The organism is Pseudonocardia sp. ICBG1034 (assembly GCF_020131375.1).
In the GTDB taxonomy this organism is placed as follows: domain Bacteria; phylum Actinomycetota; class Actinomycetes; order Mycobacteriales; family Pseudonocardiaceae; genus Pseudonocardia; species Pseudonocardia alni.
Map to the genome: position 1 here is coordinate 573,558 of NZ_JAHLEK010000015.1, position 23,590 is coordinate 597,147.

Below are 23,590 nucleotides of genomic sequence, written 5' to 3' on the forward strand. Positions count from 1 at the left end.
GGCGGGACCGCGGCAGTCTCCTGTGCCCAGTATCGCGGACGCGGGCGCGGCTGTCCGCTCCGGTGCGCCCGCGATCGTCCGACTACCCTGGCGATGATGCAGACGTCCCTGGTCGAGTGGTTGCGCGGGCAGGACGACGGGTTCCTCGCCGCGCTGCTGCGCGCGCGTCCGGACCTCGCCGTCCCGCCCCCCGGCGACCTCACCGTGCTCGCGACCCGCGCCTCGATCCGGGCCTCGGTGCAGCGCGCCTGTGAGGACCTGGGCACCGTCGCGCTGACCGTCCTGGACGCGCTGGTGCTGGCGACGGCGTGGCGGACCCCGGCCGACGCGACGACGCCCGGCGCGGGACTGCGCGGCTGGCTCGGCGCCGACGTCGACGCGGCCACCGTCGCCGAGGGACTCGCCGCGCTGCGCGACCGCGCGCTGGCCTGGGGCCCGGACGAGGCGGTGTCGCTGGTCCCCGCGGCCGCCGACGTCGTCGGGCCGTGGCCCGCCGGGCTCGGTGCCCCCGCCACCGGTGCGGCGGCGGGCCCCGAGCTCGACACGCTGCTCGCCGGGGTGGGCGACGACGAGCGCAAGGTCCTCGACGTGCTCGCCCAGGGCCCGCCGGTCGGCCGCTCCCGCAACGCGACCGGGTCGACCGGGCCGGTCGGGTCCCTCGTCGACAAGGGACTGCTCGTGCGCCGCGACGCCGACACCGTCGAGCTGCCCCGCCAGGTCGCGCTCGCCCTGCGCGGCGACCGTCCGATGGGGTCGCTGGACCTGTCCCGGCCGGACGTCCCGCTGCGCGTGCGGGAGACCCCGCTGGTCGACGGCACCGGCGCGGGGGCCGCGCTGGAGTTCCTGCGTCGCACCGACCTGCTCCTGGAGTGGTTGGCGCGGGAGTCCGTGCCGGTGCTGCGCTCGGGCGGGTTCGGCGTCCGCGAGCTCAAGCGTGCGGCGAAGGCGGCCGACACCGACGAGCCGACCGCCGCGCTGGTCCTGGAGATCCTGCACGCCGCGGACCTGGTCGGGGCGACCGAGTCGGTGACACCGGAGTGGCTGCCGACCACCACGTGGGACGTGTGGGGGACCGGTCCCGAGGAGTCCCGCTGGGCGGTGCTGGCCCAGGCCTGGCTGGAGCTGCCGCGGCTGCCCGGGCTCGTGGGGCGCCGCGACGAGACCGGCAAGCCGATCACTGCGCTGTCCGACGGGCCGCGTCGTCCGCCGGCCGCGCGGGACCGCCGCAGAGTCCTGGATGCACTCGCCGACCTCGCGCCCGGGACCTCGGTGGGGTCGCCGGAGGACCTGGCGCGGCTGCTGGCCTGGCACGCCCCGCGCCGCGGCGGGCGGCTGCGCGACGAGACGGTCGGCTGGACCGTCGCCGAGGCCACCGCGATCGGCGTGGTCGCCCTCGACGCGCTCACCACGGCCGGGCGGGTGCTGCTCGACCCGGCCCTGCGCCCGGACCCGGCGCACCCCACCCGGCACCCCACCGAGCTGGCCGCGGCGCTGCACGCGGCGCTGCCCGCCCCGGTGGAGGAGATCCTGCTCCAGGCCGACCTGACCGCCGTCGCACCCGGGCGGCTGTCGGCGGACCTCGCGCACGAGCTCGCGATCCTGGCCGAGGTCGAGTCCGCGGGCGGAGCCACGGTCTACCGCTTCACCGAGCGCAGCCTGCGCCGGGCGCTGGACACCGGCCGCACCGCCGACGACGTCCGCGCGATCCTCGAGGCCCGTTCCCGCACCCCGGTCCCGCAGACCCTGACCTACCTCGTGGACGACGTCGCCCGCCGGCACGGCAGGCTGCGCGGCGGTGCGGTCAGCTGCTTCCTGCGCTCCGACGACGAGGTGCTCCTGTCCGAGGTGCTCGCGCACTCCGCGGCCGAGGAGCTGGGGCTGCGCCGGATCGCCCCGACCGTCGTGGTCAGCTCGCTGCCGCTGGCCGAGGTGCTCGACGGGCTGCGGGCGGCCGGCTTCAGCCCGGCCGCGGAGGACGCGGTCGGCGCCGTCGTCGACCTCGGGCCGAGGGGGCGGCGCACCGAGCCGCGGCTGCGGCGCGGCACCCGGGACGCCGGCCGGGTCGTCGACCGGTCCCCGACGAACCGGGCCGAGGAACTCGTCGAGCGGCTGCGGGCGGGGGACCGCCTGGCCGGGGTACGCGACAGCGTCGCCGGGCGGCGTGAACTCACCGGCGCGACCGGGAACCTGGCCTCGTTGCAGGAGGCGGTGCGCGAGGGCCGGACCGTGTGGATCGGCTACGTCGACGCGCACGGCGTCGCCGGGGACCGGGTGCTCGCGCCGGTCTCGGTGGGCGGCGGGTACGTCGAGGGCCGTGACGCGCTCGACGGCGAGCTGCGCCGCATCCAGCTGCACCGCATCACCTCGATCGCGCCGGTGGACGCCGGATCGGAGCAACCGGCCGGACGCGACTAGCCCCGGACGCGGTACCGCGGCGGCGCCGGCACACGATGTGCCTGCGCCGCCGCGGTGTCCGGGTCGGCCGGGTACGGGTCAGCGCGCGCCGGCGGCCATCCGCTGGTGCATCGCGTGCTGCACCAGCGCGATCAGGGTCTCCTTGGTCGACTGCCGGTGCCGGGCGTCGCACACGACCATCGGGACGGCCGGGTCGATCGACATCGCCTCGCGCACGTCGTCGAGGGTGTGCTGCAGCTGCCCGTCGAAGGCGTTGACCCCGACGACGTAGGGCAGGCCACGGTCCTCGAAGAAGTCGATCGCGGCGAAGGAGTCGGCCAGGCGCCGGGTGTCGACGAGGACGACGGCGCCGATCGCGCCGCGGACCAGGTCGTCCCACATGAACCAGAACCGCTGCTGGCCCGGCGTCCCGAACAGGTAGAGCACCAGGTCGGCGTCCAGGGAGACGCGACCGAAGTCCATCGCGACGGTCGTGGACCGCTTGTTGGGGGTGGCGGAGAGGTCGTCGTGCGACGCGCTCGCCTCGGTCATCACCGCCTCGGTGGTCAGCGGCATGATCTCCGAGACCGATCCGACGAAGGTGGTCTTCCCGACGCCGAACCCACCGGCCACCACGATCTTGGCCGACATCGTCGCGGCACGGGCCATCCCGGCCGCGGGCTGGGGCGGCTGTGGCCTAGAGCCGACGGAGTCCACTCAACACCCTTTCCATCAGCGCGAGGTCCGGCGCGTTGCCGGGGGTGCTCGCGGTCTGGTGAACGGTCACCGTGCCGTTCGAGGCCATGTCCCCGAGCAGCACCCGGGCCACGCCCAGGGGGAGCGACAGCAGCGCCGCGACCTCGGCCACCGAGCGGGTCTGCTCGAGCAGCAGGTCGGCGACGGAGCGGTGCTCCATCGGCAGCCGTTCCAGCTGGCTGCGGGCCCGGTTGCTGACCGAGACCAGGGTCTCGACGGCCAGCTCGTAGCCCGACTTGGTCCGTCCCCGCGTCCAGGCGTAAGGCCGGACGAAGGCGGCGCCACCCGCGGACGGGGGCACCGGCGGCGGCGCTGCCACTGGGTCGTGCGCGGGGCCGGGCCCCGTGTTCTGTGCCGGGTACGGCGACGGCGACGGCCGGTCCGGCCGGTCACCGGTCCGCTGGGCCTCCAGCTCGGCCGGGGTGGGCGGCAGCCCGTAGGCCGCCGACCCGCCGATGGGGCCGGTCACCTCGGCCGGGTCCGGCGCCGGGACCGGGCGCCCGGGGGCGGCGACCTCCGGCTCGACGTCGTCCTCCGGACGGTTGCGCCCCCATCGGCGCTTCTTCGGCTTGCGCTTGGAGTCCAGGCTGAACCCGTTCATGACGTCGGCGAACGTCGGCTCGGGGCCGTGTCCGCCCGGGTCCTGGGTCATCGGATCTCACCCGCTCTGGTCGATCCTGGGATGGGGTGCATGACGGTAACGCGTCCTGGGGGTCCGGAGTCGCGGCCTCAGGGCCCGAACGAACCCTGCAGCTCCGCGCGCAGCTCCGGGGTGAGCAGCTGGCCGACCCGGTCGACCAGCAGCGTCATCTCGTAGCCGACGAGGCCGATGTCGCAGCTCGGCGAGGCGAGCACGGCCAGGCAGGAGCCGTCGCTGATCGACATCAGCAGCACGATCCCGCGGTCCATCTCGACGACGGTCTGCACGACGCCACCGGCGTCGAAGCAGCGCGCGGCGCCCTGGGTCAGGCTGACCAGACCGGATGCGACGGCGGCGAGCTGGTCGGCCCGGTCGCGCGGCAGCCGGTCGGACGCGGTCAGCAGCAGCCCGTCGGTCGACACCACGATGGCGTGCGCGACACCCGGGACGCGCTCCGCGAAGTTGGTGACCAGCCAGCCGAAACGGCTCTGGCTCGGCTGTGCCTGCGGTGCCCTCACTGGTTCTCCTCGGGGTCGGACGAGTTCGGTCGGTCCGCGGCGGGCTCGGGGGTGCCGGTCGCGGTGGTGTCCTGCGGGGCACGGGTGCCCTGCCGGTCGTGCTGGTCCTGCGGGTCGTGCTGCTCGGAGTCGCCGTCGACCGTGTCCGTCGTGCCGGCCAGTGCGTTGCGACGGACACCGGAGGCGCTCTCCCGGCCCTGACGCACGCCCTGCTGGTAGCTGGCGAGACGGCCACGGACGCTCTCGGCGTCCCTCGGCTCCGCCGGAGCGGGGCTGAGCACGGTCGATCCTGCCGCACTGCCCGGGAGCAGTCGCGCCCGCGGGCGTCGCTTGGGCAGTCCGGCGGTCGTCAGGTCGTCACCGGCGGTCTCCGACTCGTCGCCGTCGGTGGCCTCGCGGGCCTGCCGCCAGACGTCGTCGGCGGGGGAGGCGAAGCCCGACGGGGGCGCCGGGGCGTCGGACGCGGCGGGGGCCGGGGCTCCGCCGTCCGGGCCGGCTCCGTCCTGCCAGCGGACCGGCACCGAGCGGTTCGAGCGGAACCAGGCCGAGGCGATGTTGTCGAAGATCGGGGTGGTCTGACCCATGTCGAACCCGGTCTGGGCCCGGGCCGACTCGACCGCCCCGGGGCGCCGGAGCTGACCCCGGTCGCCCTCGACGGGCACCTTCGGTGCGAACAGCTCGTCCTGCGAGGCACCGGCGGCGTTCGCGGTCAGGCCCGCCGGGCCCGCGGCCCGGCCGCCCTCCCGCTTCGGCAGCGGTGCGGGCGCCTGCCGGCCCGGCGCCTGCTGCACCGGACGCTCCTGCGGTGCCTCCGGGTGCTGCGCCTGCTGGACCTGCTGCGCCTGCTGGGGGGCGGGCTGCTGCGGTCCGCGGGCCGGTGCCGGGGACGGGACCTGGCGGCCGGGCCCACGGGTCGGCAGCGCCGGTCCGGCGCCGCGGGCCGGCATGACCGGGCGTCGCGAGGGGGAGGGACGGGACCCGTTGGCGCGGGCCGGGAGCGGCCCGCCCATCGGCGTACGGCCGGACGGGCGGATCGTCGGGAGTGCCGCGGTCTCGGGGTCGGTACCGGCGGAGCGGCCGTCCCCGGATCCGGTCTCCCGGGAACCGCCGTCCACGGACGCGCCGTCCCCGGATGCGGTGTCCGCGGGACGGTCGCCGTCGGCGCCGGTCCCGGGGCCGTCCGTGGACGCGGCCGCGCCGGTGGTGTCGTCCTCGTCGGGATCGGGCCCGGTGTGGCCGGCGCCGGTGGTGCCGGCCCCGGTGGTGCCGGCCCCGGTGGTGTCGGCGGTGTCGTCGACATCGGTGTCGTCGGACGGGGTCCTCACATCGGTGCCGGCCGCGTCCGCGGCCCCGGTCCCGTCGTGCGCGTGACCGGCGGTCGTGCGGGCGTCGGTGCGGTCCCCGGGGGCCGGAGGGAACGGCGCGATGCCGTTCGTCCGGGTCGCGAGCGGTGTCTCCTCCGGTGCGGTGCCCTCGGTGTCCCGGTCGGTGTCCCCGTCGGTGGCGCGGGAGTCCACGGAGCCGTCGGTGTCCGGGTCGGTCCCGTCCGGACCGGCGTCGGTGACGGCGTCGGTCTCCCCGGCGTCCTCGTCGTCGGCCGGGGTCCGCCCGTGGTCCTCGGGACCGTCACCGATCGCCCGGTCCAGGACGACGGTGTCGTCCATGTCGCGGTCGGCGCGGGCCCGGGCCGCGGCGGCCGCCGCAGCGGCACCCGCCAGCCCGAGCGCGGCGGCGGCCGACGGTGCCGCGGTGCCACCGGAGCGGTCCGCATCGCCGTCGGTGTCGGTGTGGTCGGTGCCGTCGCCGGGGACCGCGGCCTCGGTGTCCTCGGTGTCGGTGACGGACCCGGCGCCGGTGCCCGCGTCGCCGGACGGACCGTCACCGTCGCCGGACGGGGCCGGGCCGGTGCCCCGGAACGCCTCGGCGCCGCGCGGGGCGTCGCCGTCGGCGGGACCGGAGCCGGCCTCGTCGGCCGGGGTGAAGACGTCGGCCGGGGTCCGCCCGTCGCGTGCGCCGTCCTGCGACGGCGCGAAGGCCGACAGACCCTGCGGGGCGGACCCGTTCAGCGTCGGGGCCGACCCGTCGGCGGTCTGCCCGCCGGCGTCGCCGGGGGCCGCGTTCTTCGTCAGCGACGACCCCGGACGGCGTGTCGGCAGGCTCGAGCCCGAGCCGTTGCGCGCCGTCGTGGACGAGGGCGTGCCGGTCTCGAAGGTCGGGGTCATCGGGCCGTCGGAGCCCGCGACCATCGACGGCAGCGACCCACCGCGACCGTTCCCGTTCACCGCGACCGGGGAGTCCGGCCGGGGTCCGTCGGGTGCTCCGCCGCCGGTCAGCGCCGGGGCCGGCAGCTGCGGGGCCTGCTGCTCGCCACCCGGCGGCACGCCGCCCCAGCCTCCCGGGTCGCCGTCGCGGCGCTGCTCGGGCAGCTGCGCGGAGGGCACCAGCTGCGGCGGGACGGTCACCGAGGCGCTCAGCCCACCCGAGCCGCCGCCGACGGCGGCCGAGGCGAGCCGGACGCCGACGCGGTGCCGTGCGGCCAGCCGGCCGACCACGAACAGGCCCATCCGCCGCGAGGCCGACACGTCGACCTCGGCCGGGCCGGACAGCCGCTGGTTGGCGTCGACCAGCTCGGAGTCGGTCATGCCGACACCGCGGTCGGAGATCTCGACCAGCAGCGACTCGTCGGCGGTGCGGGTCGTCGACATGACGACCTGCGAGTCCGGCGGCGAGAAGTTCGTCGCGTTGTCCAGCAGCTCGGCGAGCAGGTGGACGAGGTCGTTCGCGGCGCGACCGGCGATCGTCGCGTTCGGCGGGGTCTGCACGACGACCCGCTGGTACTGCTCGACCTCCGACACCGCGGCCCGCAGGACGTCGACGACCTGCACCGGCGCCACGTTCCGCTTCGCCAGGTCGGTGCCCGCGAGGACCAGCAGGTTCTCGCTGTTGCGGCGCATACGGGTCGCGAGGTGGTCCAGCTGGAACAGGTTCGACAGCTGGTCCGGGTCCTGCTCGTTGCTCTCCAGCTGCTCGATCAGCTGCAGCTGGCGCTCGACGAGCGCCTGCGAACGGCGGGAGAGGTTGACGAACATCGAGTTGACGTTCTGCTGCAGCGCGGCCTGGTCGGCGGCGAGGCGGATCGCCTGGCCGTGCACGGCGTCGAAGGCCCGCGCCACCTGGCCGATCTCGTCGCGGCTGTCCAGCGGGACCGGCTCGACGAGTGCGTTCGGTGCCTGCCCGGACCGCATGCTCTGCACCGCCGCGGGCAGCTTCTGCTCCGCGACCTCGAGCGCCGAGCTGCGCAGCAGGCGCAGCGAACGGACCATCTGACGGCCCAGCAGCAGGATGATGCCCGCGGTCAGCAGGATCGTGAGCATCAGCAGCACGGAGTTGAGGCCCGCGGTGTTGCCCGCCTGCTCGGCGGCCGCGGCCCGGCCGTCGACGAAGGCCTGCTCGGCGGCGGCGGTGGACTGGTCCACCGCGGCGACGGACCGGTCGACGGCGGCGTTCCACGCGTTCGGGTCGACCGGCGGTGCGACCCCCGGTGGGACCGAGAGTGCCTGGTCACGCAGCGCGTTGCGCTCGCCGTTCGCCTGGCCCGCACCGAAGTTCCCGAAGGACTCGGCCTGCTCCGGCGTCAGCGACGACTGGAAGTCACCGGCCGCGGCCTGGAACGAGGCCTCGGCCCCGGTGGCCTGTGCGCGCTGCTGCTCCTCCAGCGTCCCCGCGGCGAGCGCGGCACCGATCACGGTGCGCTCGAGCTGCAGGGCCTCGCGGGCGCTCGACCCGGCGGCGATCGCCGTGGTCAGGCCGGCGGTGTCGGCGGTCTGCAGCCGCCCCACCAGCGCCCGGTCCAGCCCCAGCGTGCGCTGGACGACCGCGGTGTAGCGGCCGGTGAGGTCGGCGGCCGCGGTCGGCCCCTCGGCGACCTGCGACCGGATGACCGGCAGCTGGCCCAGCGTGGTGTCCGCCTGCCGGCGGGCCGTGGCCAGGTCGGGGGCCTGCTGCTCGGCGGTGTCGAGCCCCGCCGTGGTGGCCTGCATCGCCTGGTCGGTCGCGGCCTGCGCCCGGTCGACGGCGGCCCGGTCGCCGAGCCGGTTGCCCGCCACGAAGCGGACCGCGGCGTCGCGCTCGGTCTGCAGTGCGCCGGTCAGCGTCTCGATCTGGCGGTGCACGTCGACCAGGCCGCTGCCGCGGCCGAGCTCCTCGGCCACGTTGGCCTGGTCGACGACGCGGACGGCGCCGATGGACAGGGCGAGGACCGTGGGCACCAGACCGACGACCGCCAGCTTGGCGACCAGGCTCCAGTTCCGCGGGTCGAGTCGCTCCGACCACGTGCTCGGGCGTTCCGTGCTGGTCACGGTGGTCACGGCGAGATCTCCCTGTCGGTCTCCGGTCCGGGGACGGGCGGCGCGGCGGGCACGAGGTCGGGGAGCATCAGCTGGTCCGGTGCGCCTTTCGGGGTCACGACGGGAACCGCTCGACCACACCACGACCGACACGGGGCGGCGGTTGCCGCGTCCCGGGGGAGTCGGACGGATATGATCGTGCCGGGTCCCGTCTGTGCGTGACGGACGGCTGCCGAGTCTAGCCCCCGGAACCCTCGTCTCCCGAGTGGCGTAGGGCCGGTTGCCTCATGGTCACGTGACGTGACACACGCCGACCGCTCGTCTCCGCTCGGCGTCCGGCGGACCCGTACAGCTCCGTTCCCCGGCCTCGAGAGGATTCGTTCCGTGACCGACGGCCCCCTGATCGTCCAGTCCGACAAGACGCTGCTGCTCGAGGTGGACCACCCCGACTCCGCGGCGGCCCGTGCGGCCATCGCGCCCTTCGCCGAGCTGGAGCGGGCACCCGAGCACGTCCACACCTACCGGGTCACGCCGCTGGCTCTCTGGAACGCGCGCGCGGCCGGGCACGACGCCGAGCAGGTCGTCGACGCGCTGGTCCGCTGGGCCCGCTACCCGGTCCCGCAGCCGCTCCTGGTCGACGTCGTCGACACGATGGGCCGCTACGGCCGGCTGCAGCTGTCCAACCACCCCGCGCACGGCCTCGTCCTCACCGCGCTGGACCGGGCCGTGCTGGAGGAGATCCTCCGGCAGAAGAAGATCAGCCCGATGCTGGGCGCGCGGCTCGACGACGACACCGTCGTCGTGCACCCGTCCGAGCGCGGGCACCTCAAGCAGGCGCTGCTGAAGGTCGGCTGGCCCGCCGAGGACCTCGCGGGCTACGTCGACGGCGAGGCCCACCCCATCGAGCTGGAGCAGGACGGCTGGACGCTGCGGGACTACCAGCAGCAGGCAGTCGACGGGTTCTGGGAGGGCGGTTCCGGGGTGGTCGTGCTGCCCTGCGGCGCGGGCAAGACCCTGGTCGGTGCGGCCGCGATGGCCAAGGCGGGCGCGACGACCCTGATCCTGGTGACCAACACCGTCTCCGGGCGGCAGTGGAAGCGCGAGCTGATCGCGCGGACGTCGCTGACCGAGGAGGAGATCGGCGAGTACTCGGGCGAGAAGAAGGAGATCCGCCCGGTCACCATCGCCACGTACCAGGTCGTCACCCGCAAGACCAAGGGCGAGTACAAGCACCTGGAGCTGTTCGACTCCCGCGACTGGGGCCTGGTCGTCTACGACGAGGTGCACCTCCTCCCGGCGCCGGTCTTCCGGATGACGGCGGACCTGCAGTCCCGCCGCAGGCTCGGCCTCACCGCGACCCTGGTCCGCGAGGACGGCCGCGAGGGCGACGTGTTCTCCCTGATCGGCCCGAAGCGTTACGACGCCCCGTGGCGCGACATCGAGGCGCAGGGCTGGATCGCGCCCGCGGAGTGCATCGAGGTGCGGGTCACGCTGACCGACGCCGAGCGCATGTCCTACGCGACGGCGGACTCCGAGGAGCGCTACCGGACGGCGTCGACGGCGGACACCAAGCTCAACGTCGTGCAGGCGATCCTGGACCGGCACAAGGGCGAGCAGACGCTGGTCATCGGGGCCTACCTGGAGCAGCTCGACGCGCTGGGGGAGAAGCTCGGTGCCCCGGTGATCCAGGGCTCGACCCGGAACAAGGAGCGGGAGAAGCTGTTCGACGCGTTCCGCCGCGGCGAGATCGACACCCTCGTGGTCTCCAAGGTCGCGAACTTCTCCATCGACCTGCCCGAGGCGACGATCGCGGTGCAGGTCAGCGGCACGTTCGGGTCCCGGCAGGAGGAGGCCCAGCGGCTCGGGCGCCTGCTGCGCCCGAAGAACGACGGCCGCCAGGCGCACTTCTACTCGGTGGTGTCCCGCGACACCGTGGACACCGACTACGCCGCGCACCGGCAGCGCTTCCTCGCCGAGCAGGGCTACGCCTACCGGATCGTCGACGCCGACGACCTCCTCGGCCCGGCCCTGCCCGACGCAGGCTGAGCCCGCTGCCCCCGGATCGGGGGCCTCCGTACGGCGCCGATCACGGGCACACTGGTGCGGTCCGCGACGGCCGGGGAGGGCACATGTCGACCGCCCTGTGGATCCTCGTCGGGATCGGGGCGTGGCTGGTCCTGTCGGTCGTCGTCGCGCTGGTGCTCGGCCGGGTGGTGCGCATGCGGGACCGGCAGGTGCCCGACCCGCCGCACCGGCCGGGCCCGCCGTCCGCGGCCCCGCCGGAGCAGCGCGGCCCGGTCGAGCCGCCGCCCGGCCACCCCCCGCCCGGTTCCCGCCCGCCGGGCTGAGCGGCACCGCGACCCCGGGGCGCGCGGGGCCGTGCCCCTGAGACGGGGCGGTCCCGGTTCCGGGTCGGTCTCCGGGCTCGTCCCGAGTCCCGGCGCGCGCCGGGGCGACAGCCTGGAGCCATGGAGAACAACGCGAGCACGACCGGTACGGCACCCACCGGGACCGACGTCCACGACGCCTCGACCGGGGCCGGCGACGCCGCGGTGACCGACCGGGTGCCGGTCGCCGCGGCGGCCACCGGCTCCGACGTGACCGACCCCGGACCGCTCGGCGCCGGCACCCCCGGCATGCCGGAGGGCGCCGGTACCGCGGGTGCCGGCACCCCGGGACCCGAGGTCCCGCCCACCGGCACCGGTCCCTCCGACGCGGGCCCGGCCGCCGCTGCGGACCCCGGGGCAGCCCACCCCGGTCCGGGCACCGGGGCGCCCTACCCGACGGGGGCGCCGTACACCGCGGGCACGCCGTACGGCGGCGCCGGGACCCGGACGACGGCGCAGGGGATCGGCGACCGCGTCGCCGCGTTCCGGCTCCGGCGCAGCAGCACCGACCGGATGCTCGGCGGTGTCTGCGGCGGTCTCGCCGCCGACCTGGGTGCGGACGCCGCGCTGCTGCGCATCGCGGTCCTCGTCCTGACCCTGGTCACCGGTGGCGCGGCGGCACTGGTCTACCTCGCCGCCTGGCTGATCGCGCCGGCCGCCTGAGCCGGTGGGGTGGGCGGGGGCTCCGGCGTCGCGGCTCACGAGGGGGAGCCACGACACCGGAGCCCGTCGGTCCGCCCGGCCCGTCAGCCCACCCAGCCCGTCGACACCCGGCCCGACCAGTTCGCCAGCCGCTCGGTCGGCCCCGCCTCCGGGCGGTGCTCCACGACCGGGCCGAACGGCACCGGGCCGCCACGCCGCTCGGCGGGCAGGTACGCGTGGGCGGTGGCGAGCGCCGTCGTCGCCAGCTCCCGGTCGGCCTCCGGGTCCTGCCCGGTGGCGACGGCCAGGTCCCAGCCGTGCACCAGCGTCTCGTTCAGGTACACGGCCAGCGCGGCCCGCGCCGGGACCTCGCCGAACGGCAGCCGCGCGACCCGGTCGAGCAGCGCCTCGCCGTCCGGGCCGGACCAGACGGCCTGCAGCGCCGCCGCCTCCTCGACGTAGGCCGACACCGGGTCGTCGAGGACGTCGTCGCTGACCAGCGGGGCGGCCATCGGATCGGTCCCGGCGGCGAGCGCCGCCGGTCTGCGCAGTGTCGTGACCAGGTGCGCGAGCAGGGTGCGGACGTCGAAGTCGTCGCAGGGCGTGGGGTCGGCCATCCGGTCGGCGGGCACGGCCCGGGCGAGGCCGGCGACCCAGTCGAGGGCGGCCAGGTAGGCGGGGCGGGGATCGGTGGCGAGCGTCGGGTTCGTCATGGGCGCCAGCGTGCCCGCGATACCCGACACCTCCTGTCGTGATTCCGTGCCATTCTCCGGGACGTGCGCGCCGACCGGCTCCTGTCCCTCGTGCTCCTGCTGCGCCACCGCGGCCGGACCACCGCCGCCGTGCTCGCGCGTGAGCTGGAGGTCTCCGAGCGCACCGTGCTGCGCGACGTCGAGGCGCTGTCGGCCGCGGGCATCCCGGTCTACGCCGAACGCGGCAGGCACGGCGGCTTCGCACTGCTGCCGGGCTTCACCACCGACCTCACCGGCCTGACCCCGGGGGAGGCGGTCGCGCTGCTCGGCTCCGGCGCGACGTCGACGCCCGGCGCGCTCGGGCTGGGGCCGGAGTTCGCCTCGGCCATGCGCAAGATCGTCGCCGCGCTGCCGGACGCCGCCCGGGAACAGGCCACCGACGCCGCCGGACGGGTGCTGGTCCGGCGCGGTGGCTGGCTGCGCGACACCGACGACGGCGCGACCACCGACGTGCTCACCGCCGTCCAGCGCGCGGTGTTCGGCGGGGTCCGGCTCCGCATCCGCTACCGGACCGGGACCCGGCCGGGCGCGGAGCCCGGGCCCGCCGCCGAACGCGTCGTCGACCCGGTCGGGCTGGTCCAGGCGTCGGGGCGCTGGTACCTGCTGGCGCTGCGCGACGGGGAGGACCGCACCTACCGGGTGTCGCGTATCGAGGAGGCCGAGCCGCTGGCCGAGCCCGCGCACCGGCCCGAGGGCGTCGACCTGGAGGAGCTGTGGCTGCGCCGCCGTGAGGACTTCCGGGCGCGGCGGCCCGGGGTCCGGGTCCGCCTCGCGCTGCCCGCCGACCGCCGCGACGCGCTGTCGGTCGTCACCGTGGACGAGGAGCGGACGCGGGACGGGACGACCGAGGTCGTCGCCGCGTTCGGGGACCTCGTCCACGCCGGGCGGGCGCTGTGGCCGCTGCTGCCGGACGTGCGGGTGCTGGACCCGCCGGAGCTGGTGACCGCGCTGCGGGAGCGGGCCCGCGCGGCCGTCGTCGCCCTGGGGTGACCGCGGCCCCCCGGACGCGCCGCGGGGGCGGCACCGGCGAACCGGTACCGCCCCCGCGGGGTGGTGCTGTGTGCCTGGTGAGGCAGGACCGATCAGAAGTCCATGCCGCCCATGCCACCGGTCGGGTCGGCGGGGGCGCCGCCGCCCTTCTCCGGCTTGTCGGCGATGACCGCCTCGGTGGTGAGGAACAGGGCCGCGATCGAGGCCGCGTTCTGCAGCGCCGAGCGGGTCACCTTGGCGGGGTCGATGATCCCGGCCTTGATGAGGTCCTTGTACTCGCCGGTGGCGGCGTCGAGGCCCTCACCGGTGGGCAGGTTGCGGACCTTCTCCGCGACGACGCCGCCCTCGAGGCCGGCGTTGACCGCGATCTGCTTGAGCGGGGCCTCCAGCGCGACCTTGACGATGTTCGCGCCGGTGGCCTCGTCACCGTCCAGGCCGAGGCCCTCGAACAGGCCGGCACCGGCCTGGATGAGCGCCACGCCGCCGCCGGCGACGATGCCCTCCTCGACGGCCGCCTTCGCGTTGCGGACGGCGTCCTCGATGCGGTGCTTGCGCTCCTTGAGCTCGACCTCGGTCGCCGCGCCGGCCTTGATGACGGCGACGCCGCCGGCCAGCTTGGCGAGGCGCTCCTGGAGCTTCTCGCGGTCGTAGTCGGAGTCGGTGCGGTCGATCTCGGCGCGGATCTGGTTGACCCGGCCGGCGATCTGGTCGGCGTCACCGGCGCCGTCGACGATGGTGGTCTCGTCCTTGGTCACGACGACCTTGCGGGCGGTGCCCAGCAGGGACAGGTCGGCGGTGTCGAGCTTGAGGCCGACCTTCTCCGAGATGACCTCGCCACCGGTCAGGATGGCCATGTCGGCCAGCATCGCCTCGCGGCGGTCACCGAAGCCCGGGGCCTTGACGGCGACGGACTTGAAGGTGCCGCGGATCTTGTTGACGACCAGGGTGGCCAGGGCCTCGCCCTCGACGTCCTCGGCGATGATCGCCAGCGGCTTGCCCGACTGCATGACCTTCTCCAGCAGCGGGAGCAGGTCCTTGACGGTCGAGATCTTGGAGGAGACGAGGAGGACGTACGGGTCCTCGAGCTCGACCTCCATGCGCTCGGCGTCGGTCACGAAGTAGGGCGAGATGTAGCCCTTGTCGAAGCGCATGCCCTCGGTGAGCTCGAGCTCGAGCCCGAAGGTCTGCGACTCCTCGACCGTGATGACGCCTTCCTTGCCGACCTTGTCCATCGCCTCGGCGATGAGCTCGCCGATCTGCGGGTCGGCGGCGGAGATGGAGGCCGTGGCAGCGATCTGCTCCTTGGTCTCGATCTCCTTGGCGGACTTCAGCAGCGCCTGGGAGACGGCCTCGGTGGCCTTCTCGATTCCGCGCTTGAGCGACATCGGGTTCGCACCGGCGGCCACGTTGCGCAGGCCCTCGCGGACCAGCGCCTGCGCCAGCACGGTGGCGGTGGTGGTGCCGTCACCGGCGATGTCGTCGGTCTTCTTGGCGACCTCCTTCACCAGCTCGGCGCCGATCTTCTCCCAGGAGTCCTCGAGCTCGATCTCCTTGGCGATCGACACACCATCGTTGGTGATGGTCGGCGCGCCCCACTTCTTCTCGAGCACGACGTTGCGGCCCTTGGGGCCCAGCGTCACCTTGACGGCGTCGGCGAGGGTGTTCATTCCCCGCTCGAGGCCCCGACGGGCCTCCTCGTCGAACGCGATCTGCTTCGCCATGGGGGTGTTGCCCTCCGATAGAGGTGAGTCGAGTGATCGGATGCGGTGCCCGCGACGGACGCCCGGCAACCCTGCGCCGGACTCACCGACCCGACCTTGGCACTCCACGGACACGAGTGCCAGTGGATGCTGAGCCCGTTTCTAGCACTCGCCCGTGGTGAGTGCAAGCGGACCCCGCCGGGCTGCGGGCCGTCCGCGACGGCGGGCAGGATGGGGCCATGAGCACCTGGTCGCAGGCTGGTCCGCGCACCGTCTCCGAGCACGCCGCGGCGGTCGCGGCCCTGCTGTCGCCGACCGGGACCGAGCCGGTCGCGCTGGCCGCCGCGAGCGGCCGGGTGCTGGCCGAGGACCTGACGGCGGGCGTCGCGCTGCCGCCCTTCGACAACTCCGCGATGGACGGTTACGCGGTCCGTGCGGCCGACCTCGCCGGCGCCTCGGCTGCCTCGCCGGTGGAGCTCCCGGTCGCGGCCGACATCCCGGCCGGGCGCACCGACGTCCCCGCGCTGGCGCCGGGCACGGTGGCCAGGATCATGACGGGCGCCCCCGTGCCCGAGGGCGCGGACGCGATCGTGCCGGTCGAGCAGACCGACGCCGGTCCCGGTGGCGGGCTCGACCGCGTCCGGATCCACGAGGCCCCGCAGCCGGGCGCGTTCGTCCGCCGGGCCGGTGAGGACGCCGCGTCGGGCGCCGTCGTGCTGCGGGCCGGGACGGTGCTGGCCGCGCCCCAGATCGGGCTCGCCGCCGCCGTGGGCCGGGCGGAGCTGCCGGTCCGCCGTCGCCCGCACGTGCTCGTGCTGTCCACCGGCTCGGAGCTCGTCGCCCCGGGCGGCACGCTGGAGCCCGGGCAGATCTACGAGTCCAACGGCACGATGCTCGCCGTCGCGGTCCGGGAGGCCGGGGCGACGGCCGAGCAGCTGTCCTTCGTCCCCGACGACGTCGAGCGGTTCCGCGCGGTGCTCGCGGAGAAGGTCGGCGACGGCGTGGACCTCGTCCTCACCTCCGGCGGCGTGAGCGCCGGCGCCTACGAGGTCGTCAAGGACGCCATGACCGGCCACGGCGTGGAGTTCGGCAAGGTCGCGATGCAGCCCGGCGGTCCGCAGGGCTGCGGCCGGCTCGAGCTGGGCGGGACCGAGGTCGCCACCGTCACCCTGCCCGGGAACCCGGTGAGCTCCCAGGTCTCGTTCGAGGTGTTCGTCCGGCCCGCGCTCCGGGCGGCGGCCGGGCACCCCGCGCCGGCGCGGCCGGTGGTGACCGCCCGGCTGTCCGGGGCGCTGGCCTCGCCCGCGGGGCGCCGCCAGTTCCGGCGCGGCCTGCTCGACGCCGCCGCCGGGACGGTGTCCGAGGTGGGGTCCACCGGGTCGCACCTGATCGCGGCGCTCGCCCGGGCCGACTGCCTGATCGACCTGCCCGCCGACACCACCTCCGTCGCCGACGGCGAGCAGGTCGCGGTCTGGTTGCTCGACGCCCCGTGATCCGGCGTCCGGTGGCCGCGGCCCGGCGCGCCGGGCGGCGACACGCGGAGCCGGGCGGACCGGAACGGGCGTCCGGGTGCCGCGGGCAGGATCGCGCTCTGCGACCGGCCCACCACTCGCGCGGACGTGGGGCTGCGCCGAAAGTGTGAGCTGTGTCATCGGCCGTCGGGGCAACGATCTCACCGCGGGCGACGTCCTAGGGGGTGTCCGTTCGGCCGAAAGAGGTAGATCACGGCGGACATCCGTCGTGATCTGGACTGCCGGTCGTCGGAGAGGAATACTTTCTGGTGTGAAGGGGTAGACCCTTTACAGCACAAGACCCACCGCCCGTCGCTGGGGAGCGGACGAGCGGTTCCAAGGCCGGGGTCGTCGTCTCGGGGGACGACGGCCCCGGCCCTTTTACTGCCCCCGACCGGCCCGCGGGGTCGCGCACCGCGTGCGGACGGCGCCGGGCACGAACCGACGATCCTGCCACCGGTTCCGTCCCGGCGCGGGGACCCCCGGATCCTCGGCGTGTCCCGGTCGTCCCGCCGGACAGCCGTCCGCGGCGCCCGCGTAGCGTTGGTGATCCCCCACCGGAGCATCAGGAGCCGACGACCCACCATGGCCGAAGGAACCGGGACCTCCCCGACCCACATCGCCCGACTGGTCCGGGACGCGATCCCCCCGATGCACCCGGGCGGGCGTCCGATCGTCGCCGGTGTGGCGCTCGCCGCGGCGGGGGTGCGCGCCCTCACCGGCCGCGGCACCCTGCCGGGCCTGCTCGCCACCGCGGCCACCGCGCTGTTCTTCCGCGACCCCGTCCGGACCCCGCCGCTGCGCACCGACGCGGTGCTGGCCCCCGCCGACGGCGCGGTCGCCACCGTGACCGAGACGGTCCCGCCTGCCGAGCTCGACCTGCCGCGCGTCCCGCACACCCGGGTCTCGATCTTCCTGACCGTGCTGGACGTGCACGTCCAGTGGGTCCCGGTGCACGGCCGCGTCGCGCGGGTCCGGTACTCGCCCGGCACGTTCCTGTCCGCGGACCTGGACAAGGCGAGCGAGGACAACGAGCGCAACGCGATCACCGTGGTCCACGCCGACGGCGTCGGCGTCGGCGTCGTGCAGATCGCCGGCCTTCTGGCCCGCCGGATCGTCTGCGCCCTGCGCGACGGCGACGAGGTCGCCGCGGGCGAGCGGTTCGGCCTCATCCGGTTCGGCTCACGCGTGGACACCTACCTCCCGCCCGGGACGACCGCGCTGGTCCGACCCGGCCAGCGGACCGTGGGCGGGGAGACCGTGCTCGGCCTGGTGGCCGGGCCGGCGGAGCGCTGAGGTCGTGGGGATGTCCCGCCCCGCCGGCGGTTATCCCGCCGGCGTGCGGCTGCTGCCGAACGCGGTCACCGTCCTCAACCTCTGCGCGGGCCTGACCGCGGTCTACTTCGCGCTCCAGTCGCGCTTCGACTTCGCGATCATCGCCGTCCTGGTGGCCGCGCTCTGCGACGCCCTCGACGGGGGCCTGGCCCGGCTGCTCGACGCCTCCAGCCGGATCGGCGCCGAGCTCGACTCGCTGGCCGACCTGGTGTCCTTCGGTGTCGCCCCCGCCCTGGTCATCTACATCTGGGCTTTCGAGGGCACCCGGGCCGGCTGGATGGTGGCCCTGGTGTTCGCGGTGTGCATGGCGCTGCGCCTGGCACGCTTCAACACCCTGATCGACGACGACAGCGCCCCGCCGTTCGCCCGGGAGTTCTTCGTCGGCGTCCCGGCACCCGCGGCCGCGCTGACCGCGGGCATCCCGATCTACCTGTGGCTGCACTTAGGTCAGGGCTGGTGGTCGGAGCGGCCGCTGGTCGCGGTGTGGGCGCTGGTCACGGCCGGGCTCATGGTCAGCCGCATCCCGACGCTGTCGCTCAAGACGGTCCGGGTCTCCCCGCGCACCACCCGGTGGCTGCTCGTCGGGGTGGCGGCGGTCGTCGCGATCCTGATCACGATCCCGTTCCTCGGGATCGCCGTCGCCGGGCTCGTCTACCTGCTGCTCCTGCCCTGGACGGCCTACCGCTACCGCTGGCTGGCGCGCCATCCCGAGGCGTGGGACGTGCCGACCCGCCAGCGCCGCGCCGTCGCCCGCGCGGCCCGGTCCGCCCGTCGGCTGGGTCTGCGCCCGCCGCTGCGCCGCCGGGTCGCCGGCCGTGCCGGTGCGGTGGCCCGCGGTGTCCGGCGCCGGCTCGACCCGGAGGGCGAGGCCCGCCGGGACGGCATGCGCGAGACCGGTGCGATCCGCGACCCGCGCGGTCCGGGCGTCGCCGCCGCGCCCCGCGGTTCCGGCCGCCGCCTCGGCCTGCGCCGTCGCTGACCCGATCCCCCGGAGGACCGCCCGTGCTGGAGCTCGTCGCCCGACTGGCCCCCGCGGCCGCCGACGCCCGCCGCGGCGTCGTCCGGCTGCACCCCGAGGTGCTCGCCGCGCTCGGCCTGCGCTCCTGGGACGCGGTGACGCTCACCGGGGCCCGGGTCACCGCGGCGCTCGCCGTCGCCGGTGAGCCGGGCGACCCGCACGGTCAGGCCCGCTTCGACGACGTCACCCTGTCCAACGCCGGGCTGACCGACGGCGCGACCGTCGTCGTCGCGCCGGCGTCGGTCACCGCGGCCCGCGAGGTGCGCCTGGTCGGGTCCGCGCTGACCACCGCGACGGTCGCCCCGGCGACACTGCGGCTCGCCCTGACGGGCAAGGTCCTGGTCCGCGGCGACGCCGTGTCCCTGCTCCCGCAGGACATCGCCCCGGCGGCCGGGGCCGACGTCCGCTCGGTGCGCCGCGCGCTGGCCGCGGCCGTCGGCGGGACGTGGACCTCGGAGCTGCTGACCGTCGCGGTCGCCGACCCGGCGGGGCCGGTCGTGGTGACGCCGTCGACGGTCGTGGGCTGGCAGGGCGGCCGCGACACCGGCGACCCCGCCCCGGCCACAGCCGGCGCGCTCCGCATCCCCGGTTCCGGCGTCCCCGGGAACGGCGGCCCGGCCCCCGCGGGACCGGCGGCTCCCGGGCCCGGTGTCCCCGGCCCGGGCGGGGCCGGGCGCGGCTCCACCGCCCCCTCCGCCGTGCGGGCCACGGGAGCCGCGGCCGGGGCCGACGCGCCGGCCGGACCCGCCGAGCCCGTGCTGCCGCTGGAGGACCTCGCCGCGAACGAGGCCGTCGCCCGCCGCCTGCTGGACTGGTTCGAGCTGATGTTCCGCCGCCCGGAGCTGCTGACCCGGCTCGGCGGCGACGCCCGGCTCGGCGTGCTCGTCTCCGGGCCGGAGGGCGCGGGCAAGGCGACACTGGTCCGCAGCGCGGCCGCGGCGGCGGGCGCCCGGTGCGTCGAGCTCGTGGCCCCGGCGGTCGCCGCCGTCGAGCCGGCCGCCGCGGTCGAGCGGGTCCGGGCGGCGATCGCGCAGGCCCGCACCGGCGCACCCGCGGTGCTGCTCGTGCACGACGCGCACGCCCTGCTCCCCGCCGCCGCCCCGCCGCCGCTGGCCGCCCTGGTGCTCGACGAGCTGCGCGCGGCGACCGCGCCGGGCGGGCCCGCGCTCGTCGTCACCAGTGCCGAGCCGGAGTCCCTGGACCCGCGGCTGCGGGCGCCGGACCTGGTGGACCGCGAGCTGTCGGTCGGTCTGCCCGACGCCGCGACCCGGCGTGCGCTGCTGGAGCGGCTGCTGGCCGACGTACCCCGGGCCGACGACGTCGACCTGGGCGCGGTCGCCGCCCGCACACCGGGGTTCGTCGTCGCCGACCTCGCGGCTGTCCGCCGGGAGGCCGCGGTGGGCGCTGCGCTGCGCGGTACCGGCTCCGACCCCACCGAGCAGGTCCGTCAGTCCGACCTGCTCGACGCCGTCGGCTCGGTCCGCCCGATCTCGCTGTCCGGTGGCGGCACGCTGGGCAGCGGCGGCCTCACCCTCGACGACGTCGGTGACATGACCGAGGTCAAGGCGGCCCTCACCGAGGCCGTGCTGTGGCCGCTGCGCCACCCGGACTCCTTCGCCCGGCTCGGGGTCGACGCCCCGCGCGGGGTGCTGCTCTACGGCCCGCCGGGTGGTGGCAAGACCTTCCTGCTGCGTGCGCTCGCCGGCTCCGGTGACCTCAACGTGTTCGCGGTGAAGGGCGCCGAGCTGCTCGACAAGTACGTCGGCGAGTCCGAGCGCGCGGTCCGCGAGCTGTTCCGCCGGGCGGCCGAGGCCGCCCCCGCACTGATCTTCCTCGACGAGGTCGACGCGCTCGCCCCGCGTCGCGGCGGCTCCACCGACGCCGGGGTGGCCGACCGCGTCGTCGCCGCGCTGCTGACCGAGCTGGACGGCGCGACACCGCTGCGCGAGGTCGTCGTGGTCGGGGCGACGAACCGGCCCGAGCTGATCGACCCGGCGATGCTGCGGCCGGGCCGGCTGGAGCGGCTGGTGTTCGTGCCGCCGCCGGACGCCGACGCGCGGGCGGACATCCTGCGCGCGGCGGGCCGCGACGTGCCGCTGGCCGACGACGTGGACCTCGACGCACTCGCGTCCGAACTGGACGGTTACTCGGCCGCGGACTGCGCGGCGCTGCTGCGCGAGTCCGCGCTGACCGCGATGCGCGAGTCCCTCGACGCGGGCGAGGTGACCGCCGCGCACCTGGCGACGGCGCGCCGCACGGTCCGGGCGTCGCTGGACCCGGCGCAGGTCGCCGAGCTGGAGGCCTACGCCCGCCGCCGCAGCGACGGCTGAGTCCCGGCACACGGACGGGCCCGGAACGCCGACGGCCCCGGACGCGGAGGCGTCCGGGGCCGTCGTGCGTGTGGAGCGTCAGGCGGCGGAGAAGTCCCGCGTCACGATGACGATGACGCCGGGCGTCGCGTCCTGGATGCCGTCGAAGCGGGGCTCGGAACGGATGCCGAACTTCTTCGCGATCTCCTCGGCGGCGGCCTTCTCGCCGGTGCCCTGCCGGTAGTAGACGGTCGTGGTCGGGATGACGCCCTGGGAGTAGTTCTGCACCTGGGACACGGTCCAGCCGTTGGTACGGAACTCCCCGGCCGCCTTCTCGGCGAGACCGCGGATGGTCGAGTTGTTGTAGATCCGCACGACCGGGCGGGCCGCGACGGCGGAGCCCTCACCGGCGGCGGAGCCGGAGCCGCCCTGGCCCGCGGAGCCGGAGCCCGCGGCGGGCGGCGCGGCGACGGCCGGGCCCGCGCCGTCGTACCCCGGGGAGCCCGGCGTGCCGGGCGCTCCGGGGGTGAACGGCGAGGTCTCCCCGGGGGTGCCCGGGGCGGGGGTGCCACCGGTGCCGGGCGCGGCGCCGTCGCCGGTGCCGTCCCCCGGAGCGGGGGCCGGGGCCGGGGCGGGCTCGGCCGACGCCGACGGGGGCGCGGCCTGGTTGCCGCCGTCCTCACCGCCGCCGGTGAGGCCGATCAGGCCGACGACAGCGGCGACCACACCGACGCCGATCAGCGCGATACCGGCGATCTTCAGCGGTGACTGCCCGCCGGACGCGGGTGCGGTCATCGTGACCTCCTGGCTGTCAGGGCTCGAGGCCGAGGCGACGGGCGGCGCGGGTGCGCTGCCTGCTGGAACGCAGCCGGCGCAGACGCTTGACCAGCAGCGGGTCCACCGCCAGCGCCTCGGGCTTGTCGACCAGGGCGTTCAGCACCTGGTAGTAGCGGGTGGCCGACATGTCGAACAGCTCGCGGATCGCCTGTTCCTTGGCACCCGCGTACTTCCACCACTGGGCCTCGAACGCGAGGATCTCGCGTTCGCGACGGTCGAGCTCGCGGGGGGACGCGGCAGCGGTGCGCCGGTGCGCTCCGCGGCGTTCCGGCAGGGACCCGGCGGACTCCATCACGCTCCTCGAGCGGACGACGATCTCGTGCTGCGGCGGCCCCGCCCGGGCGCCGCGACGACGAACGACACGTCTGTCATTCGCGGTGCGGATTCAACCACAGGGGACCGACGGTCCCGGGCTGCGACGCGCCTGGAGGGCGGGTCGGACGACACCGAAACCGCCCGGCCGGGTCACGCCCGGCGGCGACCGTAGGCTGCTCCGGTGACGGTTCTGCGCATCCGCATGGTCGGCGACCCCGTGCTCCACACCCCCACCCGCCCCGTCGGCACGGTCGACGACACGGTTCGGACGCTGGTCGAGGACATGTTCGAGACGATGGCCGCGGCGAACGGCGTCGGGCTCGCGGCCAACCAGGTGGGAGTGGACCTGCGGCTGTTCGTCTTCGACTGCCCCGACGAGGAGACGCGCACGATGCGGCGCGGTGTCGTGGTCGACCCGGTGCTGGAGACCGACGGGATCCCGGAGGTCATGCCCGACCCGGACGACGACCAGGAGGGCTGCCTGTCGGTGCCCGGCGAGAACTTCGCGACCGGCCGGGCGGAGTGGGCCCGGGTCACCGGCACCGACCTCGACGGTGAGCCGGTCTCCTACGAGGGGCGCGGGTTCTTCGCCCGGTGCCTGCAGCACGAGACCGACCACCTCGACGGTCACCTGTACCTGGACCGGCTGATGGGCCGCCACCGGCGCGCGGCGAAGAAGATGCTCAAGCGCAACGGCTGGGGCTCGCCGTCGGACTCGTGGGACCCGTCGGCCGTCGAGGCCGAGGACGTCCCCCGGGGATGACCCCGGGTCCGACCCCGGGAGTCATACCCCGGTACTAGGGGTCGGCCCGGGAGACCGGCCCCGCGGCCGATGTGGCGGGGTGCCCCCGGCGGGCACCGTGGTCCCCATGCTGCTCTCGATCCTCGCCGTCGCCCCCGTCCTCGCGGTGCTGCTGGTCATGGCCGCGCAGCCGCTGTTCGAGCTGTGGGACGCCCGTTCCTCCGACCACGACCGCGCCCGCTCCGCCGGTGCCGTGCTCGACTCCGACGTCCCCGCGCTGCCGGTCGCGCCGGTCGCCTACCCGGAGGCGCTCGGCGACGTCGCCGCATCGCTGCGGATCCCCGCGCCGCGTGGCCCGCTCGCCCCGGTCGGCCGGAGCGCGGCCCGGGCCTGAGGGG

19 protein-coding genes are annotated in these 23,590 nt (G+C 75.9%); 11 read left to right on the plus strand and 8 right to left on the minus strand.

Annotation, left to right across the window (positions count from 1 at the left end; genetic code table 11):
• Positions 1-93: 93 nt before the first annotated feature.
• Positions 94-2,415 (plus strand): helicase-associated domain-containing protein, encoded by a 2,322-nt coding sequence (locus KPF22_RS04395; RefSeq protein ID WP_224401301.1) that lies wholly within the window; start codon positions 94-96, stop codon positions 2,413-2,415.
• A gap of 78 nt (positions 2,416-2,493) precedes the next feature.
• On the opposite strand, the gene KPF22_RS04400 is transcribed toward KPF22_RS04395, so the two are convergent.
• The 4 genes from KPF22_RS04400 to KPF22_RS04415 form a co-directional block, all read right to left on the minus strand.
• Positions 2,494-3,111, minus strand: a complete 618-nt coding sequence (locus KPF22_RS04400; protein ID WP_062398279.1) for an ATP/GTP-binding protein — start codon at positions 3,109-3,111, stop codon at positions 2,494-2,496.
• Positions 3,092-3,802 carry a DUF742 domain-containing protein gene (locus tag KPF22_RS04405; RefSeq protein WP_224401302.1) on the minus strand — a complete coding sequence of 237 codons (711 nt, stop codon included), beginning with the start codon at positions 3,800-3,802 and terminating at the stop codon, positions 3,092-3,094. Before KPF22_RS04405 ends, KPF22_RS04400 begins: the two co-directional genes overlap by 20 nt.
• A 77-nt stretch (positions 3,803-3,879) precedes the next feature.
• Complete coding sequence (locus tag KPF22_RS04410; RefSeq protein WP_020623626.1) at positions 3,880-4,308, minus strand: roadblock/LC7 domain-containing protein; 429 nt, start codon at positions 4,306-4,308, stop codon at positions 3,880-3,882.
• Positions 4,305-8,675, minus strand: a complete 4,371-nt coding sequence (locus KPF22_RS04415; RefSeq protein WP_224401303.1) for a nitrate- and nitrite sensing domain-containing protein — start codon at positions 8,673-8,675, stop codon at positions 4,305-4,307. Before KPF22_RS04415 ends, KPF22_RS04410 begins: the two co-directional genes overlap by 4 nt.
• Before the next feature lie 363 nt (positions 8,676-9,038).
• Between KPF22_RS04415 and KPF22_RS04420 the strand changes: the two genes are divergently transcribed.
• The 3 genes from KPF22_RS04420 (at position 9,039) to KPF22_RS32940 (ending at position 11,704) form a co-directional block, all read left to right on the plus strand.
• Positions 9,039-10,700, plus strand: coding sequence for a DNA repair helicase XPB (locus KPF22_RS04420; protein WP_224401304.1), 1,662 nt, complete (start codon positions 9,039-9,041; stop codon positions 10,698-10,700).
• A gap of 83 nt (positions 10,701-10,783) precedes the next feature.
• On the plus strand, positions 10,784-11,002 hold the full coding sequence (locus KPF22_RS04425; RefSeq protein ID WP_208825882.1) for a hypothetical protein: 219 nt from the start codon (positions 10,784-10,786) through the stop codon (positions 11,000-11,002).
• A 120-nt stretch (positions 11,003-11,122) separates the two neighbouring features.
• Positions 11,123-11,704, plus strand: a complete 582-nt coding sequence (locus KPF22_RS32940; protein WP_308010359.1) for a PspC domain-containing protein — start codon at positions 11,123-11,125, stop codon at positions 11,702-11,704.
• Positions 11,705-11,787: 83 nt separating this feature from the next.
• Here the strand turns inward: KPF22_RS32940 and KPF22_RS04435 are convergent, their stop codons facing one another.
• Positions 11,788-12,396, minus strand: coding sequence for a TIGR03086 family metal-binding protein (locus KPF22_RS04435; protein ID WP_224401305.1), 609 nt, complete (start codon positions 12,394-12,396; stop codon positions 11,788-11,790).
• A gap of 63 nt (positions 12,397-12,459) precedes the next feature.
• Here KPF22_RS04435 and KPF22_RS04440 point away from each other — a divergent pair, with 63 nt between their 5' ends.
• Positions 12,460-13,425, plus strand: a complete 966-nt coding sequence (locus tag KPF22_RS04440; RefSeq protein ID WP_224401306.1) for a YafY family protein — start codon at positions 12,460-12,462, stop codon at positions 13,423-13,425.
• A 92-nt stretch (positions 13,426-13,517) separates the two neighbouring features.
• Here the strand turns inward: KPF22_RS04440 and groL are convergent, their stop codons facing one another.
• On the minus strand, positions 13,518-15,146 hold the full coding sequence (gene groL, locus KPF22_RS04445; RefSeq protein WP_020622657.1) for a chaperonin GroEL: 1,629 nt from the start codon (positions 15,144-15,146) through the stop codon (positions 13,518-13,520).
• A 218-nt stretch (positions 15,147-15,364) separates the two neighbouring features.
• Between groL and glp the strand changes: the two genes are divergently transcribed.
• From glp to KPF22_RS04465, 4 genes are all read left to right on the plus strand, one after another.
• Positions 15,365-16,618, plus strand: a complete 1,254-nt coding sequence (gene glp / locus KPF22_RS04450) for a gephyrin-like molybdotransferase Glp (RefSeq protein ID WP_224401307.1) — start codon at positions 15,365-15,367, stop codon at positions 16,616-16,618.
• A gap of 603 nt (positions 16,619-17,221) precedes the next feature.
• Complete coding sequence (locus KPF22_RS04455) at positions 17,222-17,932, plus strand: phosphatidylserine decarboxylase (protein ID WP_224401308.1); 711 nt, start codon at positions 17,222-17,224, stop codon at positions 17,930-17,932.
• A 10-nt stretch (positions 17,933-17,942) separates the two neighbouring features.
• Positions 17,943-18,950 carry a CDP-diacylglycerol--serine O-phosphatidyltransferase gene (gene pssA, locus KPF22_RS04460; RefSeq protein WP_224401309.1) on the plus strand — a complete coding sequence of 336 codons (1,008 nt, stop codon included), beginning with the start codon at positions 17,943-17,945 and terminating at the stop codon, positions 18,948-18,950.
• Between the two features lie 23 nt (positions 18,951-18,973).
• Entirely contained in the window at positions 18,974-21,319 is a 2,346-nt protein-coding gene (locus KPF22_RS04465) for an AAA family ATPase (protein WP_224401310.1), read from the plus strand.
• A gap of 78 nt (positions 21,320-21,397) precedes the next feature.
• Here KPF22_RS04465 and KPF22_RS04470 read toward each other — a convergent pair whose 3' ends face one another.
• Together KPF22_RS04470 and KPF22_RS04475 are read right to left on the minus strand one after the other, a co-directional pair.
• Positions 21,398-22,093 (minus strand): LytR C-terminal domain-containing protein, encoded by a 696-nt coding sequence (locus KPF22_RS04470; RefSeq protein WP_224401311.1) that lies wholly within the window; start codon positions 22,091-22,093, stop codon positions 21,398-21,400.
• A 16-nt stretch (positions 22,094-22,109) separates the two neighbouring features.
• Positions 22,110-22,427: a DUF3263 domain-containing protein gene (locus tag KPF22_RS04475; protein ID WP_100878847.1), complete on the minus strand. Its 318-nt coding sequence runs from the start codon at positions 22,425-22,427 to the stop codon at positions 22,110-22,112.
• Between the two features lie 204 nt (positions 22,428-22,631).
• Between KPF22_RS04475 and KPF22_RS04480 the strand changes: the two genes are divergently transcribed.
• Entirely contained in the window at positions 22,632-23,213 is a 582-nt protein-coding gene (locus tag KPF22_RS04480; protein WP_224401312.1) for a peptide deformylase, read from the plus strand.
• Between the two features lie 106 nt (positions 23,214-23,319).
• Positions 23,320-23,586, plus strand: a complete 267-nt coding sequence (locus KPF22_RS04485; protein ID WP_208818853.1) for a hypothetical protein — start codon at positions 23,320-23,322, stop codon at positions 23,584-23,586.
• The last annotated feature ends 4 nt before the right edge of the window (positions 23,587-23,590 follow it).